Source organism: Novosphingobium sp. EMRT-2 (assembly GCF_005145025.1).
In the GTDB taxonomy this organism is placed as follows: Bacteria; Pseudomonadota; Alphaproteobacteria; order Sphingomonadales; family Sphingomonadaceae; genus Novosphingobium.
Genome location: NZ_CP039697.1, coordinates 128,137 through 147,211, shown reverse-complemented (window position 1 = coordinate 147,211; position 19,075 = coordinate 128,137). Strand labels below are relative to the sequence as shown.

General features: G+C 66.0%; 16 protein-coding genes. 12 read left to right on the top strand and 4 right to left on the bottom strand.

Going from position 1 to position 19,075, the window contains the following annotated elements; genetic code table 11:
• Positions 1-54 precede the first annotated feature (54 nt).
• From FA702_RS18845 to FA702_RS18805, 10 genes are all read left to right on the top strand, one after another.
• Positions 55-2,052: a serine hydrolase gene (locus tag FA702_RS18845; RefSeq protein ID WP_136957662.1), complete on the top strand. Its 1,998-nt coding sequence runs from the start codon at positions 55-57 to the stop codon at positions 2,050-2,052.
• Positions 2,052-3,062, top strand: a complete 1,011-nt coding sequence (locus FA702_RS18840) for a dipeptide epimerase (RefSeq protein WP_136957661.1) — start codon at positions 2,052-2,054, stop codon at positions 3,060-3,062. The genes FA702_RS18845 and FA702_RS18840 overlap by 1 nt, the downstream gene beginning before the upstream one ends.
• A complete protein-coding gene (locus tag FA702_RS18835) occupies positions 3,059-4,348 on the top strand; it encodes a peptide MFS transporter (protein WP_136957660.1) in 1,290 nt (429 codons plus the stop codon). Before FA702_RS18840 ends, FA702_RS18835 begins: the two co-directional genes overlap by 4 nt.
• A gap of 129 nt (positions 4,349-4,477) precedes the next feature.
• Positions 4,478-6,748 (top strand): TonB-dependent receptor, encoded by a 2,271-nt coding sequence (locus FA702_RS18830; protein ID WP_136957659.1) that lies wholly within the window; start codon positions 4,478-4,480, stop codon positions 6,746-6,748.
• Positions 6,735-7,799 carry a DUF1611 domain-containing protein gene (locus FA702_RS18825; protein WP_370385539.1) on the top strand — a complete coding sequence of 355 codons (1,065 nt, stop codon included), beginning with the start codon at positions 6,735-6,737 and terminating at the stop codon, positions 7,797-7,799. The genes FA702_RS18830 and FA702_RS18825 overlap by 14 nt, the downstream gene beginning before the upstream one ends.
• Positions 7,796-8,917 carry a hypothetical protein gene (locus FA702_RS18820; RefSeq protein ID WP_136957658.1) on the top strand — a complete coding sequence of 374 codons (1,122 nt, stop codon included), beginning with the start codon at positions 7,796-7,798 and terminating at the stop codon, positions 8,915-8,917. Before FA702_RS18825 ends, FA702_RS18820 begins: the two co-directional genes overlap by 4 nt.
• The gene (locus FA702_RS18815) at positions 8,914-10,002 is read left to right on the top strand and encodes a serine hydrolase domain-containing protein (RefSeq protein WP_370385538.1); all 1,089 of its coding nucleotides are present in this window, start codon (positions 8,914-8,916) and stop codon (positions 10,000-10,002) included. Before FA702_RS18820 ends, FA702_RS18815 begins: the two co-directional genes overlap by 4 nt.
• Positions 9,891-10,493, top strand: a complete 603-nt coding sequence (locus FA702_RS23585) for a DUF3471 domain-containing protein (RefSeq protein ID WP_370385537.1) — start codon at positions 9,891-9,893, stop codon at positions 10,491-10,493. The genes FA702_RS18815 and FA702_RS23585 overlap by 112 nt, the downstream gene beginning before the upstream one ends.
• A 160-nt stretch (positions 10,494-10,653) precedes the next feature.
• Positions 10,654-12,279: a DUF1800 domain-containing protein gene (locus FA702_RS18810; RefSeq protein ID WP_136957657.1), complete on the top strand. Its 1,626-nt coding sequence runs from the start codon at positions 10,654-10,656 to the stop codon at positions 12,277-12,279.
• Positions 12,280-12,283: 4 nt separating this feature from the next.
• Positions 12,284-13,507 (top strand): DUF1501 domain-containing protein, encoded by a 1,224-nt coding sequence (locus FA702_RS18805; protein WP_370385536.1) that lies wholly within the window; start codon positions 12,284-12,286, stop codon positions 13,505-13,507.
• Positions 13,508-13,528: 21 nt separating this feature from the next.
• On the opposite strand, the gene FA702_RS18800 is transcribed toward FA702_RS18805, so the two are convergent.
• Entirely contained in the window at positions 13,529-14,425 is an 897-nt protein-coding gene (locus FA702_RS18800) for a helix-turn-helix domain-containing protein (protein WP_136957656.1), read from the bottom strand.
• Positions 14,426-14,574: 149 nt separating this feature from the next.
• On the opposite strand from FA702_RS18800, the gene FA702_RS18795 reads away from it, so the two are divergent.
• Positions 14,575-15,768 (top strand): cytochrome P450, encoded by a 1,194-nt coding sequence (locus tag FA702_RS18795; protein WP_255504886.1) that lies wholly within the window; start codon positions 14,575-14,577, stop codon positions 15,766-15,768.
• A gap of 165 nt (positions 15,769-15,933) precedes the next feature.
• Here the strand turns inward: FA702_RS18795 and FA702_RS18790 are convergent, their stop codons facing one another.
• Both FA702_RS18790 and FA702_RS18785 read right to left on the bottom strand, forming a co-directional pair.
• Entirely contained in the window at positions 15,934-16,728 is a 795-nt protein-coding gene (locus tag FA702_RS18790; protein WP_255504885.1) for a haloacid dehalogenase type II, read from the bottom strand.
• An 89-nt stretch (positions 16,729-16,817) separates the two neighbouring features.
• Complete coding sequence (locus FA702_RS18785) at positions 16,818-17,837, bottom strand: alpha/beta fold hydrolase (RefSeq protein WP_136957655.1); 1,020 nt, start codon at positions 17,835-17,837, stop codon at positions 16,818-16,820.
• Between the two features lie 106 nt (positions 17,838-17,943).
• Here FA702_RS18785 and FA702_RS18780 point away from each other — a divergent pair, with 106 nt between their 5' ends.
• Positions 17,944-18,846 (top strand): LysR family transcriptional regulator, encoded by a 903-nt coding sequence (locus FA702_RS18780; RefSeq protein WP_136957654.1) that lies wholly within the window; start codon positions 17,944-17,946, stop codon positions 18,844-18,846.
• A gap of 41 nt (positions 18,847-18,887) precedes the next feature.
• Here FA702_RS18780 and FA702_RS18775 read toward each other — a convergent pair whose 3' ends face one another.
• On the bottom strand, positions 18,888-19,067 hold the full coding sequence (locus FA702_RS18775; RefSeq protein ID WP_124809513.1) for a rubredoxin: 180 nt from the start codon (positions 19,065-19,067) through the stop codon (positions 18,888-18,890).
• Positions 19,068-19,075: the final 8 nt, after the last annotated feature.

Below are 19,075 nucleotides of genomic sequence, written 5' to 3'. Positions count from 1 at the left end.
ACTGGTCTGGCGTGGCCAGAGCAATCCCGGTGAGCATCAAGGGAGTTCAGGATCATGCGAACATGGCGCAAGGCCATCGTCGGCGGACTTTTGCTGCTGTGCGGCGGTGGGTTGATCCAGGGACAGGCTCCCTCCCCCGCTGTCGGGGCGGGCGCGTCGCAACCAACGGCGCAACCGGCGCCGGCCGTGCTCACCAAATCGGATGTGGATACCTGGCTTGATGGCTATATGCCGCAGGCGCTGCGCAACGGAGACATTCCCGGCGCGGTGGTAACCGTGGTCAAGGACGGCAAGATCCTGACCGCGCGCGGGTTCGGCTATGCCGACGTGGCCGCGCGCAAGCCGGTCGATCCCGAGCGCACGCTGTTCCGCCCCGGCTCGGTGTCGAAGCTGGTGACCTGGACCGCGGTGATGCAGCAGGTCGAACAGGGCAAGATCGACCTGGACCGCGACGTCAACGCCTATCTCGATTTCCGGATTCCCCCCTACCACGGCAAGCAGATAACGATGCGCCAGCTGATGACGCACACCGGCGGCTTCGAGGAAACCGGCAAAGGCATCATCTTCTACGACAAGAAGTGGGACATGCCGCTGGGGGATTACCTGAAGCGCGCCGTTCCCGCGCGCATCTTCGCGCCGGGTTCAACCCCGGCCTATTCGAATTGGGGCACCGCCCTTGCCGGCTATATCGTACAGCGCACCTCGGGCGAGGACTTCTTCGCCTATACGGAGAGGCACGTGCTTGGCCCGGTCGGGATGCACCAGTCGTCCATGCGTCAGCCCCTGCCGCAGCGGCTCGTGCCCGACATGTCAGTTGGCTACAAGGACGGCAAGCCGACCGAGGGCTTCGAGATTCTGGGGCCGTGGCCGGCCGGATCGCTTTCCGCATCGGGCACCGACATGGGCCGCTTCATGATCGCGCACCTGCAGCGTGGCGAGATCGACGGCCAGCGCATCCTGAAGCCGGAGACGGCGGACATGATGCACGACAGCCCGCTTGCCAAGGTGGACCCTTTCTCGCTGGTGCCGCCGCTTAACCGCATGGAACTCGGGTTCTTCGAAACCAACGTGAACGGGCGCGAAGTCATCGGCCATCTGGGCGATACCGAGGCCTTCCACACCGCGCTGCACCTGTTCATGAAGGACGGAATCGGCTTCTACGTCTCGTTCAACAGCGGTGGGCGCCAGGGCGCTTCGGGCGACCTGCGCAACGCGCTATTCATGGATTTCGCCGACCGCTACCTGCCCTATGCCGGCCCGGCCGACGGGCGCGTCGATGCCGCGACGGCGAAAGAACACGCGAAGATGATGGCGGGCAACTGGGATGCGAGCCGCCGGTGGCAGACCAACTACTTCTCCGTCGTGAACCTGCTCGGCCAGTTCAAAGTCGCGACCAACGACAAGGGCGAACTGGTCATTCCGGGCCTGAAAGGGCCGAACGGACGGCCGCGCGAATGGGTCGAGATCGCCCCCTTCCTCTGGCGCGACAAGTTCGGGCACGACCGCCTTTCCGCCAAGGTGGTGGACGGCAAGGTCGTCCGCTGGTCGATGGACTTCTTTTCCCCGTTCGAAGTGTTCGATCGCGTGCCCGCCAGCCGCTCGGCCACGTGGGTCTTGCCGGCGCTCTATGCCAGCCTTGGCGTTCTCGTGCTGACGCTGATCGCCTGGCCATGGGGCTGGTTCACGCGGCGGCGCTACAAGGCGGCGTTTGGGCTGGAACGGGGTGCTCTCAAGGCCTATCGGGCGGTGCGCATCGTCAGCGCGACATCCGTTGCCGTGCTGATCGGCTGGGTCGTGGCCTTCTCGCTCCTGCTGGAAAGCGCGAGCTTCCTGGCGGGTGGGCTGGACCCCTGGCTGTGGGCATTGCAAATCCTTGGCCTGATCGCGTTCTTCGGCGCCGTGCCGATCGCCGCCTGGTATGCCTGGCAAACGTGGAAGGGCAAGCGCGGCTGGTTCAGCAAGCTTTGGGCGGTGCTGCTGCTGCTGGCCTCGCTGATGGTGCTCTACTTCGCGGTCACCTTCGGGCTGGTGGCGATGACGGTGGCCTACTGATGGCCGCTCTCACGCTCACGGTCGCGACCGAGACGCTGCGGCTGGCGCAACCATTCCGCATTGCGGGCCACGTGTTCGAGTGCTCCGAGGTGATCGTCGTCACTCTGGACGATGGCGAACACACCGGGCGCGGCGAAGGCGGCGGCGTGTTCTTCCTGGGCGATGACGTTCCCCATATGCTCGCCGGCATCGCGGCGGCGCGGTCTGCGATCGAAAGCGGGATCGGGCGCGAGGAACTGCGCGCGATCATGCCCCCGGGCGGAGCGCGCAACGCGGTGGACTGCGCGCTTTGGGAACTCGAAGCGAACCGGGCCGGTATTCCGGTCTGGCAGCTTGCCGGGCAGTCCAGCCCGCGCGCCCTGCGGACGACCTTCACGCTCGGCGCGGATACACCCGATGTGATGGCGCGCGGGGCTGCGAACTACGCCGACGCCAGCGCGATCAAGGTCAAGCTCACCGGCGATCTGGACCTAGACGGCGCGAGAGTGCGGGCGATCCGGGCGGCGCGGCCTGATGTCTGGCTGGGGGTGGACGGGAACCAGGGCTTTGCGGCGGCCGATCTTGAGCCGCTGATCGAAGTGCTGGTCGCCGAAGGGGTTTCGCTGCTCGAACAACCGGTCGCGCGCGGATGCGAGGCCGATCTCGAAGGCCTCGCCTCGCCCGTGCCGATCGCTGGCGACGAGAGCATTCTCTCGCTCGACGACATCCCCGGTGCGGTCGGCCGTTATCAGGTCGTGAACATCAAGCTCGACAAGTGCGGCGGGCTGACGGAGGGCCTGCTGATGGCCGAAAAGGCGCGCGCGCTTGGCCTAGACGTGATGGTCGGCAACATGGTCGGCACCAGTCTGGCGATGGCACCGGGCTTCGTCCTGGGCCAGCTCTGCGATGTCGTCGACCTTGATGGGCCGACCTTTCTCGCCCGCGACCGGGAGCCGGGCGTCACCTACGCCAACGGCGATATCTTCGCTGGCCCTGCGGTGTGGGGATCGGGCGCGCCCGTCACCGCATGATGCCGGAACAGACCTGGTTCGGGCAGCCGCGCGGGCTGACGGTCTTGTTCCTCACCAACATGTGGGAGCAGTTCTCGTACTACGGTATGCGCGCTCTGCTGGTCTATTACATGACCAAGCAGCTCATGCTGGGTCAGGCGCACGCGTCGTTCATCTACGGCACGTACACCGCCGGCGCCTATTTCACCCCGATCCTCGGCGGGCTGATCGCCGACCGCCTGCTCGGCAAGCGCCGGGCGATCATGCTGGGCGGCGGGATCATGTGCGCCGGCCACTTCATGATGACCTTCGAGCCGCTGTTCTATGGCGCGCTCGCCACTATCGCGATCGGGAACGGCCTGTTCCTGCCGTGCCTGCCAAGCCAGGTTGGCGACCTCTACAAGCCCGACGATCAACGCCGTGGCTGGGCGTACAATGTCTATTACGTGGGCATCAATATCGGCGGCTTTCTGGCGCCGCTGATCTGCGGCACGCTGGGCGAGGTCTATGGCTGGCATTACGGCTTCGGCGTCGCGGGGATCGGGATGGGCCTGGGGCTGGTGATCTACCTGTCCGGCCAGCGCCACCTGCCGCCCGAACGCAAGCCCACGCACAGGACAGAAGCGCAGCCGATCGTGTTCGATCCCAAAGTGGCGGCGGTCCTGCTCGGCATTGGTCTGGCGGTAACGCTGTTCCGCTCCGCCTACGAACAGGTGGGCAACACCGTTGCCCTGTGGGCCGACAGCGGAATCGACCGGAGCGTTGGCAGCCTTGCCGTGCCGATGACCTGGTTCCAGTCGCTCAATCCGCTGTTCGTCATGCTGCTGACCCCGCCCCTTCTCCACTTCTGGCGTCGCCGGGCCGAAGGCGGTGGCGATGCCGCGCCCCTGCACCGCATGGCGATGGGCGCATTGATCGTCGCCGGCGCCTACACGATGCTTGCCACGATCGCCTGGACGAGCGGCCCAGCGCGGGCCAACTGGATATGGCTTGCCGCATTCTTCCTGATTTTCACGTTCGGCGAACTGTTTATCCTGCCGACGGGCCTTGGCCTGTTTGCCCGCCTGGCGCCGCTGAGCCTTGGCGCGACCACCGTTGCGGCGTGGTTTTTCATCACTTTCACTGGCAGCCTCAGCGCCGGCGTGGTCGGCACGTTGTGGAGCCGCCTCGCTCCGGCACCGTTTTTCCTCGTCCTTGCCGGGCTAGCCTGCCTGTCCGCCCTGCTCCTGCGTCTGCTGAGCGCGCCGACCGAGGCGATCGAGCAACGGTCAGCGCGGATTAGGAACGGACCGATCGAAATGGATTGACAGTTTTCTTATTGAGACAATAACGTCCTTATCAGGATAACAATATCACGCGGCGCGTCGGAAGGCCTTGGGGGAAGTGGCCCTTCCGGCACGCCTTGTCCCAACGGACCCGAAACCGGGAGGAATACCATGAGACCAGCTCGCACCACCCTGCTGATGACCGCTTGCCTGGCGGCCATCGCATCCGGCCCGGCCCTCGCGCAGTCGGCGACCGATTCCGACAAGGGCTCGTTCGGCGACGATGAAATCGTCGTGACCGCGCAGAAGCGCGAACAGACCCTGATCGACGTTCCGCAATCGATCTCGGTGGTTTCGGGCGACCTCCTCGAACGGTCGCAGGCCAACAACTTCCAGGACTTTCTCAACCACGTCCCGGGGCTTCAGCTCAACCAGGCCACGCCGGGCGCGGGCCGTCTGGTGCTGCGTGGCCTCAACACCGGCGGCGTAGCCTCCACCGTGGGCGTCTATGTCGACGAAACGCCCTTCGGCTCGTCGACGGCTCTGGCCAACGGCGCGGTTCTGGCCGGCGATTTCGATACTTTCGACATCGCGCGCGTCGAAGTGCTGCGCGGGCCGCAGGGCACGCTCTATGGCGCCTCCACGCTGGGCGGGCTCATCAAGTACGTCACCAACGCGCCCAAGCTTGGCGCCACCGAAGGCGCGGTGCGCGGCGCGGCGGAGGCGACCAAGGGCGGCGCGATGTCGTACCACGGCAACGCGATGATCAACCTGCCGCTGGGCGAGACGCTCGCGTTCCGCGCATCGGGCTTCTACCACAAGAACGGCGGCTGGATCGATTCCATCGGCACCTCGGGCACGTCGTTCGCCAGCCCGGTCACCTCGGACGTCGCCCGCAACATCAACGATTCCAAGGTCTATGGCGGCCGCGCCTCGCTGCTGTTCAAGCCGAACGAGATGTTCGACGTCCGTCTGACAGCCTATCTCCAGAACATTCGCGCCAATGCGGATTCGTCGGTGGAGAGCGATCCGGCCACGCTGCGCACGCTCTATGGCCGCCCCACCCAGTCGCAGTTCTCGCCCGAGTTCACCAATGTCGACTACCGGGTTTACAGCGGCACGATCACCGCCGACCTTGGTTTCGCCACGCTGACCAGCGCGACCAGCTACGCCACGCAGAAGCAGACCTTCCGCGATGACGCGACGTTCAATCTCAGCGGCATCGTGCAGGCATTGCTGGGCGCGCCGGCCAACGATTTCGTGCTCAACCAGAAGGTCAACACGCGCAAGTGGACGCAGGAACTGCGCCTTGCCGGTGCGGTCGGAAACAGCCTCGATTGGTTGATCGGCGGCTATTACAACGACGAAAAGGGCCTGCTGCTGCAGGACTACGCCGCCTATACGCCGGGCACTACGACACCGATCGCTTTCCCCTTCGTGCTGGGCCATGTCGATCTGCAGTCCAAATACAAGGAATATGCGGGCTTCGCCAACCTGACCCTGCATCTCGGCACCATGTTCGACGTCGATTTCGGCGGGCGCTACAGCCACAACAAGCAGGTCGCCAGCCAGGCGGCCAGCGGCGTGCTCGCCGGCAATGTGCCGGTCAACAGCAACCTGCGCTCGTCCGACAACGTGTTCACCTATTCGGTGGCGCCCAAGTTCAAGATCAGCGACCGGGCGACGCTCTATGCCCGTGTCGCCAAGGGGTATCGTCCGGGCGGTCCCAACGTGATCGCGCCGAATGCCCCGGCGGGAACGCCGTCCAGTTTCGATCCCGATACGGCCGTTAGCTACGAAGCGGGCTTCAAGGGCGAAACGGTGGATCGCAGCCTCGGGCTGGACCTGGCGGTGTTCCATATCGATTGGGACAAGATCCAGTTGCTGACCGTGGTCAACGGTTTTGGGGTGAACATCAACGGCGCGGGAGCGAAGAGCCAGGGCGCCGAATTCACGCTGACGATGCGGCCTACTCAGGGCTTCGTGGTTTCGTTCAACGGCGCTTACACCGATGCCAAGCTCAAGGCGGACGCGCCGGCGCTGGTGGGCGGCCGCAAGGGTGATCAACTGCCGTTCACCCCCAAGTATGCCATCTCGCTCAATTCCGATTACGACTGGGAACTGAGTGGGAGCACCAAGGCGTTCATCGGCGGTTCGCTGCTCTTTCTCTCCAAGCAGAGCGGCAGCTTCGACGCGACTTTCCGCACCGCCAACGGCCGTCAGCGCCAGCTTCCTTCCTACGCCACCGTCGATTTGCGCGCGGGCCTGGATTTCGGAAAGTTCGGCATAGAGGCCTACATCCGCAACCTGACCAATGCGGAGGGCAAGACCTCGACCGGCGCGCTGGCCGCGAATGGCTTGCCATTGAACCCGGGCGGGGCGATCATCACCGGCGTTATCCGCCCGCGCACATTCGGACTTTCGCTCAGTGCTCAATACTGAATTTCCGCTGGCCGCCGAACCGGCCGCCAAGGCGTCGGGCAGCCTGACGCTGCCCGGCCCTTACCTGCTCTTTCTCGGTGACACGACCGAACCGGGATTTGCCAAGACCGCGTTCGGATTGCGTGACTGGGCGCCGGACCGCTGCGTCGGGGAATTCGTGCTGCCGGGCGCGGCAGTATCCACCGGCCTTCCACGGCTCGAGCTGGAGCAGGCCTATGCCCGTGGCGCCCGCGCGTTGCTGATCGGCGTCGCCAGTCCTGGCGGGGCAATCCCGCCGCACTGGGTGCCGAGCTTGCTCGCCGCGCTGGAGGCCGGGCTCGACATCGTCGCCGGCATGCACGTGAAGCTGAACGCCATTCCCGAACTGCGCCGCCTGGCCGAAAACAACGGCCGCCTGCTCGTCGATGTCCGCACCCCGCCCGAGGGCGTTAGTGTGGCGACCGGCCGCAAGCGTTCGGGCAGGCGCCTGCTGACCGTCGGCACCGATTGCGCGCTCGGCAAGAAATACACGGCACTGGCCATCGCCCGGGGGCTGCAGGAGCGCGGGCTGGATGCCACGTTCCGGGCGACCGGGCAGACCGGGATCATGATCGCGGGATCGGGTATCCCGATCGACGCGGTCGTGGCCGATTTCGTCGCCGGTGCCGCCGAGGCGCTCACGCCCGCGGCCGATCCGGCGCATATCGACGTCATCGAGGGCCAGGGTTCGCTCTATCACCCCGCCTATGCGGCGGTATCGCTCGGCCTGCTGCACGGCAGCCAGCCCGATCTCTTCGTCGTCTGCCACCAGCCCGGTCGCGAACGCATCCTCGGCATGCCCGGCTATCCCGTTCCGGCGATCGAGGACGTCATCGCGCAGACGATCGCGCTGGGCCGGCTGACCAATCCGGCGATCCGCTGCGCCGGTGTCAGCCTCAACACTGCGGGCATGAGCGAGGACGCGGCGGCAGCGGAAATCGCCGCCGAGGCCGCGCGTCTAAGCCTGCCCGTCGCCGATCCGATCCGCGGCGGCATGGCGTTCGAGCGCCTGCTCGACGCCTGCACCGGATGAGCCAAGCCGCTCCGGAGAGCTGGTTCAAGCGGCTCCTCCTGCCGGGGCTATCGTTCAAGGCCGTCGTGATCGGCGGCGGCTATGCCACCGGGCGCGAGATCGCCGAGTTCTTCCTGCCGGCCGGCGCCTGGGGCGGGATCGGCGCGATCGCGCTGGCAACGGCGATCTGGAGCGCGGTCTGCGTGGCGACGTTCCTTGTCGCCCGTGCGGCGCGGGCGCGCGATTATCGCGCCTTCTTCAAAGTGCTGCTGGGCCGTGGCTGGATCCTGTTCGAGATCGCCTACGCGCTGTTCGTGATGCTGCTGCTCGCGGTGTTCGGCGCGGCGGCGGGCGAGATCGTTCACACCACCGGCCTCCCGCCGATGGCCGGTACGGTTGCGCTGATGGCCGGCATCGCCGGCTTCGCCGCCTTCGGCAACACGGCTGTCGAGCGGCTGTTCACCTGGGTTTCGGTGCTGCTCTACGGCGTCTATGCGGTGTTCCTCGTCCTCGCGCTGTCGAGCTTCGGAGACCGCATCGCCGCCGCCTTTGCCCAGGGCGCGCCGGCCGGTCACGGCTGGTTTGAAGGCGGGCTCACTTATGCCAGCTACAACATCATCGGCGCGATCGTGATTCTGCCGGTCACCCGCCACCTTGCCAGCAACCGCGACGCGGTGATTGCCGGCGCGATCGCCGGGCCGCTGGCGATGCTGCCGGCACTCATGTTCTTCGTGTGCATGGTCGCCTTCCTGCCCGGCATCGCCGGCGAGGCGCTGCCTTCGGACTTTCTGCTGCGCCAGCTTGGCCAGCCCCTGTTCCATGTGCTGTTCCAGGTGATGATCTTCTCGGCGCTGCTCGAAAGCGGCACGGGTGCCGTCCATGCGATCAACGAGCGTATCGCCACCGCCTGGCGGCACCGTCGCGGCGCCCCGCCGACGGTGCCGTTGCGGGCCGCGATCACGATCGCGCTGCTGGTCCTGTGCATGGTGGTGGCCGACCGCGTGGGACTGATCGCGCTGATTGCCAACGGCTATCGCGCGCTCGCCTTCGTGCTCCTTGCCCTTTACATCCTGCCGCTGCTGACGATCGGTCTCTGGCGGTTCCGCAATGGCCAGCTCGCCCCAGGAGAAGCCCGATGAAACGTCTGTCCATGCTGGCAGGGCTTTGCCTTGCCGCTGCCGTTCCCCACGCTGCCCTTGCCGCGCCGCCGGCAGACATCGACGCGCGGATCGAGGCAATCCGCCAGTCCTCGGGCACGCCGGGCATGGCCGTTGCCATCGTCGAGAACGGCAAGGTCGTGCTCGCCAGGGGTTATGGCGAACGCCGGCTTGGCGCGCCCGCGAAAGTGGACGCGGACACGATTTTCATGATCGGTTCGACCGGCAAGGCCCTGACCGCCACCGCGCTCGCCACGCTGGTCGATGCCGGCAAGATCGGTTGGGACGACAAGGTCGTCGATCACATCCCCGATTTCCAGATGTACGACGCCTGGGTCACGCGCGAGATGACGATCCGCGACCTGCTGGTGCATCGCAGCGGGCTGGGGCTGGGAGCGGGCGACCTGCTCACCGTGCCGCGCGGCTCGATCTCGCGCGAAGACCTGATGCGCCGGCTGCGCTACATCAAGCCGGCAACGAGCTTTCGCAGCGGCTATGCCTACGACAACATCCTTTACGGGGTGGCGGGGCTGCTGATCGAGCGCGTCAGCGGGCAGAGCTGGGAAGACTACATGAAGGCGCATGTCTTCGCGCCGGCGGGGATGCGCGATGCGGCGGCCGACTTCAGGACGCAGACCTCCGCGCCCAACCGCGCGCAGCCGCATGGCCGGGTCGGCATGGTGCGCGGCGATGGCCCGCAAGTGGTGCTCGACGAGCGCGACCAGCTGGGTCGGGCGATGGCCCCGGCGGGCCTTGTCGCGATGAGCGCCAACGACATGGCGCGCTGGTTGCAGATCCAGCTTGCCGGCGGCGCGCTGCCCGAAGGCGGCCGCCTGTTCAGCGCGGCGGCGGCAAGGAGATGTGGTCGCCGGTCACGCCGATCCCGATCACCCCGGCGCCCGACCCGATCGCGGCGACCACGCCGACGTTCGATGCCTATGCGCTGGGCTGGGAAGTGCGCGACTACCACGGCACGCGCATCGTCTGGCATGCCGGCGGGCTGCTCGGCTTCACCTCGATCGTGTGCCTCATTCCCGAGAAGAACGTCGGTTTCGCCATCGAGGTGAATGCCGAGGAGAGCGAGCCGCGCCACGGGCTGATGTACGAACTGCTCGATCATTACCTGGGCCTGCCCCGGCAGGACTGGCCGCAGCGCTTTCACGACTATCGCGCCAAGCGCATCGTCGGTGCCGTCGCGGCGATGAAGCAGGCGGCGGCCACGCCGGCCAAGGTCGGCCCGTCGCTGCCGCTCGATCGCTATGCCGGGACCTACAGCGATCCCTGGTACGGCAAGCTGGCGATCGGTTCGGACGCCAAGGGGCTGACGGTCAACTTCACGCCCACGGCAGGCATGAGCGGGCGCCTCGTCCACTACCAGTACGATACTTTCATCGCCCAGTTCGACGATCCGGGGATCGAAAAGGCCTATCTCACCTTCCAGCTCGACGCCGATGGCAAAGTATCATCCATTTCCGCGAAACCAGTCTCGCCCATCGCCGATTTCAGCTTCGATTACAAAGACCTGCTGTTCACACCTGCGGCCGAACCGCGCAAGTGAGCGGACGAACCGCCTTGACCTCAGGAGATGACGGTAACAATCTGTAATATATTATCTATTTCATGAAATATCGGTCATTTAGAGGGCCATTCCGCACTATTCATCTCCGCGCAAGGGCGCACGGATCATGGAACCGTGACGATACGGAACGGAGCCCCCCATGCGTCGCCCGTTGTTGCAGCAGAGTTTAGCCGCCCTTGCGCTGGCGCTAGTCGCGCAGCCGGCGCTGGCCGAAGACAAGCCCTCCTCTGATCTCGACCTCGCCATGGTCAACCGGCTGACCTGGGGGGCAACGTCAGCCGAGGTGCAGCGCATGCGGGCGATGGGGGCGGAGGCGTGGTTGCAGGCGGAGCTGCATCCACCCGCTTCAGAACGGTTGCCCCCCGCAGCCCAGGCAATGGTCGATGCCTTGCCGATGCGCGACCAAAGCACCGTCGCTCTGGTGCGCGAATTCCGCGAACAGCTTACAGCGGCGAAGGCTACGCAAGCTGCGATGCCGCCGCCAGGCCAAGGGGCTGCCTCCAACGGTCCGGCCGCTCCGAACCCGATGCAGGCCGGGCCATCGGGTACCGCAGCGACTCAGTCCATGCCCCCGGCTCCACCCACTCCGCAGGAGGTGCGCCGCGACTATCTTGGCGAGGCCTTCAAGCAGGACCAGACCCGGTTGATTCTGCGCGCGCTCTATTCGCCTAATCAGCTGCGCGAGCAGCTCACCGCGTTCTGGCTCAACCACTTCAACGTCCACGCTGAAAAGGCCGAAATCCGGTTGCTCGTGCGGGACTACGAGGATCAGGCCATTCGCCCGCACGCGCTGGGGCGGTTCCGCGATCTGCTGGAGGCGACGCTGCGCTCGCCGGCCATGCTGCAATATCTCGACAACGCGCAGAACGCCAAGGGTCGCATCAACGAGAACTACGCGCGCGAAATCATGGAACTGCACACCATGGGGGTCGGCTCGGGCTATACCCAGAAGGACGTGCAGGAACTTGCGCGCATTCTGACCGGGGTGGGCATCGTCAACCCCGATCGGCCGGAGCGACCGAACCCTACCAATCCCGCGGCGATCCGCGATGGAATGTTCGCCTTCTATCCCGGCCGCCACGACATGGGCGACAAGGTCTTCCTCGGCCATGTCATCAAAGGGTCCGGCTATGACGAGGTGCGTCAGGCGCTCGATATCCTGTGCGCCCAGCCCGCCACCGCCCGGCATGTCTCGCGCCAGCTGGCGCAGTATTTCGTCGCCGACAGCCCGCCCCCGGCGCTGATCGAGCGGATGGCGGCACGCTGGGCGCAAAGCGGGGGCGAAATCGCCGCCGTGCTGGACCTGCTGTTCCACAGCCCGGAGTTTCGGGCCTCGCTTTCCCATCCGCTGCTCAAGGATCCGCAGCACTTCGTCCTCTCGGCGGTGCGGATGGCTTACGACGATCGGATGATCGCCAATACCCAGCCGATCGCGAACTGGCTGAACCGGCTGGGCCAGCCCTTCTACGGTCATCTTACCCCAGACGGCTATCCGCTGGAACGCACCGCGTGGAACGGCCCGGGGCAGATCGAACAACGATTCGAGATCGCGCAGGCGATCGGCAACGGCTCCGCCGGGCTGTTCAAGGGTGAGGCGCCGTCGAGCACCCCGCGGCAAGCCTTTCCGGTGCTGCAAGGCGCGCTTTATTACGGCGGGCTGGACAAGCAGTTGTCGCCGGGCACGCGCACCGCGCTGGATCAGGCGGCCAGCCCGCAGGAATGGAATGTCCTGTTCCTCGCCTCGCCCGACTTCATGGGGAGATAGCACCATGACCGCTTTCCCGTTTTCCCGCCGCGATCTGCTTGCTGCCGGTCTAGCCGGCGGAGCGCTAATGGCCAGTTCGCGCGTTTTGGCAGTGCCCGCGCTGGGATCGCAACGCTTGCTCGTGGTGTTTCTGCGCGGCGCTTACGATGCCGCCAACATCATCGTGCCGGTCTCTAGCGATTTCTACTACGCCGCGCGGCCCACGATCGCGATCGCCCGACCCGATCCGGCCAACCCCAAGGCCGCGCTGCCGCTCGATAGCGACTGGGGCCTGCATCCCGCACTGGCGGAGAGCCTCTACCCGCTCTGGCAGAAGCGCCAGCTGGCGTTCGTACCCTTCGCCGGCACCGACGACATGAGCCGCAGCCACTTCGAGACGCAGGATACCATCGAGCTTGGTCAGCCCCTTGCGGGGAGCCGGGACTATCGCTCGGGCTTTCTCGGACGGCTCGCGGCCACGGTGGCGGGATGCCATCCGATCGCCTTCAGTAATCAGGTTCCCATCGCCTTCCATTCGGCCAGTCTTCAGGTGCCGAACCTCGCGGTGAACACCGTCACCAAGCCCAGCTTCGACGCGCGGCAGCAAAAGCTGATCGAGGCGATGTATGCCACGCCAACGGCACAGGCCCTGGCCCCGCAGGTCGCCGTGACCGAAGGGTTCAGCGTGCGCGCAGATGCCTATGGCGCGTTGCAGGACGAAATGGTCAAGGCCAGTCGCGGGGCGGTCAACCCGCGCGGCTTCGAAGCGCAAGCACGACGCATCGCCGCGCTGATGCAGGATCGCTTCAACCTTGCCTTCCTGGACGTCGGCGGGTGGGACACGCACACCAACCAGGGCGCCGCCGATGGCGCGCTGGCCAACCGGATCGGCGATCTGGGGCGGGGCCTGGCCGCTTTCGCCGAGGCCAGCGGGCCGCAATGGACCAATACCACGGTTATCGTCATTTCCGAATTCGGCCGCACCTTTCGCGAAAACGGCAACAAGGGCACCGATCACGGGCATGGCAGCACTTATTGGGTGCTGGGCGGCAATGTGCGGGGCGGACGCATGGTCGGCCCGCAAGTGCGCCTTTCGGCCGACACGCTCAACCAGCAGCGCGACCTGCCCGTGCTGACCGACTACCGCGCGCTGCTCGGCGGCATTTTCGCGCGGCTCTACGGCCTTAGCTCTCAACAGATTTCGGCGGTCTTCCCCGGAATGCAGCCGGTGGACCTCGGTCTCGTTTGACCGGCATCCCGTGCCATCCCGTTACCGTTCCAGCCCTTCCCACGCCCTTTGCGCGCGAAAGGCGCTGGCCGTCTGGCCGGTGCGGTTCTTGAAGAACCGGGCGAAATAAGCGGGATCGTCGAAGCCCAGACGATCCGCCACCTGCGCCACGCCCATGCCGGTAAAGGCCAGGAAGCGCATCCCCTCCAATGCCAGGCGATCTTGCAGGAGATCGCCCGGAGCCTTGTCCAACACCGCCCTGCACGCCCGCGTCAGGGTCGATGAGGTGACGCCAAGGGCGTGGGCGTACCGCTCGACCGACCAGTGATCGCGATACCGCGCTTCGATCAATCCGCGATAGCAGGCCACCAGAGCCGCGCGCCGGTCCTTGCTGGCATCCTGAGGGAGGGACGCGGCCAGCGTTTCGCCCAGCGTGGCCAGAACGAGGCCAAGCTGCGCGAGCAGCGCCGGCGTGGCGCGAAGCCCCTGCTCCAGCCGGTCTGCCATATCCGCAAGCAGCCAGCTCAGCCGGACGCGTTGCCGGTCCTCCGGTTCCAGCGGGACGATGCGCGCGCCACCACCGTCGAGACTCAATCCTTCCAGCAGACCGGCGATGCGCGGATCGTGCAACAGCGCGACAGCCATGGAAAGGACCCAACCTTCGGTCGCGACGGCAAAGCGAAAGGCGTGAACGCAGCCGCTGGGCACGATCATGCAGGCCGGCGCCGCGATCTTGCGCGCCGAACCATCGCTGGCGACATCGACCGCTCCGGTCTCGATCATCAGCACCTGCGCCATGCCGGGATGGCTGTGCGGCGCGATGGTCCAGTCGTGCAGGCTGGAGCGATCGGCAATCCGCTCGATATGGACAAACTCCGGTCCGATGATGCGGCCATCCTCGCCATAGAGCGTAAACCGCTTCACTTCCTTGCCGCGCATGACAGGCCCCTTCCTTCACCAAGATGGCCAGAGTGCGCGAAAAGTGCAAGAAATTGCCGCAAAGCTGCGTGGCAGCGGCGATCCGCGCGGGGCATGATGCGGGCCTGGGCCATAAGGCACAAGAGAAGTTGCCGAGAGAGGATAGCGCGATGAACGATGCCCCGGTGATGGAGCGCGCGGCGTTCCGTTTCGACCCTTATTCTCCCGCGATCGATGCCGATCCATTTCCCGCCTATAAGACGCTGCGCGACGAATACCCCTGCTTCTGGTCGGAAGAGGCGGGAATGTGGGTGCTGTCGCGCTATCAGGACGTCTTGAGCGCCCTGCAGGACTGGCGCACCTACAGTTCGGCCAAGGGAAACCTGGTCAACGAGTTTCCCGGCCGCGCGGGCGCCACGCTGGGCAGCAGCGATCCGCCGCGCCATGACCGGCTGCGCGCGCTGATCCAGTCGGCCGTGACGAAGCGCGCGCTGGAGCACATCATCGAACCGACGCGCGCCTCGTGCCGCAAGCACCTGGCCGCGCTGGAAGGCAGGCCGGTGTTCGATCTGGTCAACGATTATACCGGGAAGGTCACGGTCGATCTCCTGTTCCACCTTTTCGCGCTTCCGGCCGAAGGGGCGGACCAGGTGCGCGACAATGCTGTGCTAATGGTGCAGACCGATCCCGTCACCCGGCAGAAGACCGAGGCGCACCTCGCCGCGTTCCGCTGGATGGCCGACTATGCCGAAAGGCTGGTGCAGGCGCGCAAGAAGGCACCGGGCGACGATCTGCTGTCGAACTTCATCACCGCCGAGATCGACGGCGAGAAGCTGCTTGACCGCGAAGTGCAGTTGACGGTGACGACGCTGATCATGGCCGGGATCGAAAGCCTTTCCGGCTTCATGGCGATGTTCGGGCTGAACCTGGCGGACTATCCTGATGCGCGGCGCGCGCTGGTGGCCGATCCCACGCTGATCCCCGATGCGATCGAGGAATCGCTGCGGTTCAACACATCGGCCCAGCGGTTCAAGCGGTGCCTGACGCGCGATGTGGATCTGCATGGCCAGACGATGAAGGCCGGGGATTTCGTAATCCTGGCCTATGGCGCCGCCAACCGCGACGAACGCATGTTCGAGAACCCCGATGTCTATGACATCACCCGGCGCGCAAAGCGGCATCTTGGTTTCGGCGGCGGCGTTCACGCCTGCCTCGGCTCGATGATCGGCCGCCTGGCGACGCAGATCGCCTACGAGGAACTGCTGGCGCGGATACCGGAATTTGCCCGGACGCAAGCCGTGCTGGACTGGGTGTCCTCGTCCAATTTCCGCAGCCCCAAGGCCCTGCCGCTGACGCGTGGCTGACGCCGTCGTCGGCAACTTGCAATTCATGCAAGCCGAACCCCGTTCTTCGCACTTGCAGGAAGGTGGTCAGACCGCTTTAGAGAACAGGCCTTTCAGGCATCCTCTCCCAAACTTTCCAAGGCCAGCCTTCGTGCTGGCCTTTCTTTTTTCACAAGCGGAAGCCCCTTATCGGAGCAGCCGGTCGACGGCCGCCAGATCGGGTCCGGCGCTGTCGGGATGCGGCGAGAGCGTTTCCTCCGGCACGCCAAGGCGGTTGATCCAGGCGGTGCGGTAGCCGAACCAGCGTGCGCCCAAGGCATCCCACCCTCCGAACGCGACGAAGCCGATCTCCTGCATCGTCAGGCCGAAATGCGCCGGCCCCATCGCATAGGCGCAGGGCGATGGCTTGAATGCCCGGACCCGGTCGGTGCTCAATGGCGTCTCGAACAGACCGCCCAATCCGTTCCGGCGCGTGTTCGCGATCAGCACGTCGGCTTCGAGATTGGACAGGAAGGCAAGACGGATGCCGGCGCTGCGCCACCGTTCAAGCGCGGCTGCGGCATCGGGCCAGGCCGGAAGCTGCCCGAACACCGCCACCAGATCGCGCCGGATCGCGGGCGTCAGCGCGATGCCCATGGCCTGCGCGCTGAAATCCAGCGCGGCATCGGCCAACCGCCCGAACCCGCTGTAGCGGCCCGCCGCCGTTTCCAGCCATGACAGCGCGAATAGCTTGTTCGTCCATGCTCCAGCCAAAGCCGCGCCCCGGTCCGGCACGGCCGACACCACCGCCGCGGAGACGGCGCGCGGGTCGAATATCGTGAAGCCATCGAACGCAAGGGCACGGATCGGCCGCGCCTCGTCCTTCGCCACGGCTCGCAAGGGGGATGCGACGGCCTTGCGCACGGCGGAAAAGGCGGCCATGCCGCCAAGCGCCAGGCTCAGGAAATGGCGGCGCTTCGGAAACCGTTGGAAATCGCTCATCTCGGGACCTGCTCCGCTCCGCATGGAACAGGGCAGCCGGTGCGGAGGGGAAGCACCGGCTGCCACCGGCCCGAAGGCCGGACGATCCCTCAGCGGGCCTTGGCCACCTGCCGATCGTAAAAATCGATCATGTGCCCCACGATGTAGGGAAGGTTGTCCTCGGTCGCGAAATGCCCCGCGTTCAGCCGGTGCATTTCCGCCTTGGGCAAATCGCGCAGGAAGGCTTCGCCGCCGGCAGGCAGGAAGAACGGATCGTGCTGGCCCCAGAAGATCACCGTCTTCGGCTGGCGATCGCGCAGCAGCTTCTGCCACGCCGGGTAGAGCGGCGGGTTCGTCCGGTAATCGTAGAACAGGTCGAGCTGGATGCGCAGGTTGTTGGGGCGGGCGACGAAGGCGCTGTCGCTGAGCCAGGCATCGGGACTGACCAGTTCCGGGTGGCCCGCGCCGGCAAGATAGACGCCCTTGACCCCCTCCGGCGTGTTGAACGCGGCCAGCGGCTTTTCGGTGTCGGCGTTGCGGTTGACCCACAGCGCATTGCGGAAGCCGTCCCACGCGGGCGAGAAGCCTTCCTCGTAGGCGTTGGAGTTCTGGACGACCAGCCAGTCCAGCGCGACCGGATTGCGCGCCACGATGCGGAAGCCCACCGGGCCGCCATAATCCTGCACGAACAGGCCGTAGTGATCGAAGCCCTTGGCCGCCAGGAACTTTTCGATCGTGCGGGAAATGCCCTCGAACGAGTAGGCATAGCTCGCGGGATCGGGGGCGTCGCTGTTGCCGAAGCCCTGGTAGTCGGGAGCTATCACATGGAAGCGGCGTGCCAGCAGCGGGATCATATCGCGGAACTGGTGCGAGGACGACGGCCAGCCATGCAGCAGAACCAGCTTGGGAAGGCTGGCGTCTCCGGCTTCGCGGTAAGCGATGTTCAGCCCGTCCACGGGGACCGTGCCATAGCGTACCTGTGCCGGATCGGCGACGGTGGTAATCGGGTGTTCGAGCGTTCCGGCGGCCAGCGCGGGCACGGCAAGGCCGGCCACGGCAACCGCGCCGGTCAGTGCGACGCCAGCGATGCGTCCGGCGATCCGGGACGCTGTAGGGGAAGTATCAGACATGGAATTCCTCATCGGCTAGGGGGGATGGGAATGATCTAGGTAATCCCGATGTGATGGAGTATCCTGCCAATTCAGGAAGCATTGTTCTGAATTATGGAAGAGTTTGATGGACCGGTTCGATGCCATGCGAACGCTGCTGGCCGCCATCGAAGGCGGGAGCCTGACCGCCGCGTCCCGCGCCCTCGGCATGCCGCTGGCCACGGTCAGCCGCAAGATTTCCGATCTGGAAAGCCATCTCGGCACGCGTCTGGTGGTACGCACGACGCGGCGGTTGCAGCTTACCGAGGCCGGGGCGCATTACGTCGCCAGCGCCCGCCGCATTCTCGATGACGTCGAGGAAGCGGAGCGCCTGGCCATGGGCGAATACCGCGCGCCGCGCGGGCACCTGACCATCACCGCCCCGCTGATGTTCGGGCGGCTCCATGTCGAACCCGTGGTGCGCGAATTCCTGCAGGCTTATCCCGAAATCGATGTGCGGCTGGTGCTGGCCGACTATGTGGTCAACCTGATCGACGACCGCGTCGATGCCGCCGTGCGCATCGGCGCGCTGCCCGACAGCACGATGGTGGCGACGCGGCTGGGCGAAGTCGTCTGGCGTGTGTGCGCCAGCCCTGCCTACATCGCCGCGCGAGGCGCGCCGATCGCGCCCGAGGAGGTATCTCAGCACGATTGTGTGCTGTTCGACGGCATATACGGAACGAACGTGTGGCGCTTTGGCCGGGGCAAGGATGCTCAGGCCGTGACGGTAAAGCCCCGCCTCTCGGTCAATTCGGCCGAAGCGGCGATCGCGTCGGCGTGCGGCGCGCTGGGGATCATCCGGCTGCTGAGCTATCAGGTGCGCGAGGCGATAGAGGCCGGGCAGCTGGTGCGCCTCCTGGGCTCGTTCGAGCCGGAACCTTCGCCGGTTCACCTGGTCCACACCGGTCAGGCGATCCTGCCCTTGAAGCTGCGCGCGTTTTGGGATTTCGCCGCGCCACGCCTGCGGGCGAGGATTCCGCAGAATACGTGAGGGTAATCCTTGGCACGCCCGAGCGGGAGCGATGCCCCGCCTCAGTAATCCATCAATTCGAAGTCCTGCTTCTCGGTGCCGCAGTCGGGGCAGTAGAACGCATCCTCCGGCACATCCTCGAACCGTGTGCCGGGCGCGATGTCCTGTTCGGGAAGGCCCAGCGCCTCGTCGTAGATGTACCCGCAGCTCCGGCAGCGCCAGCGGCGTGAAGGGGTGCCCATACGCCTGC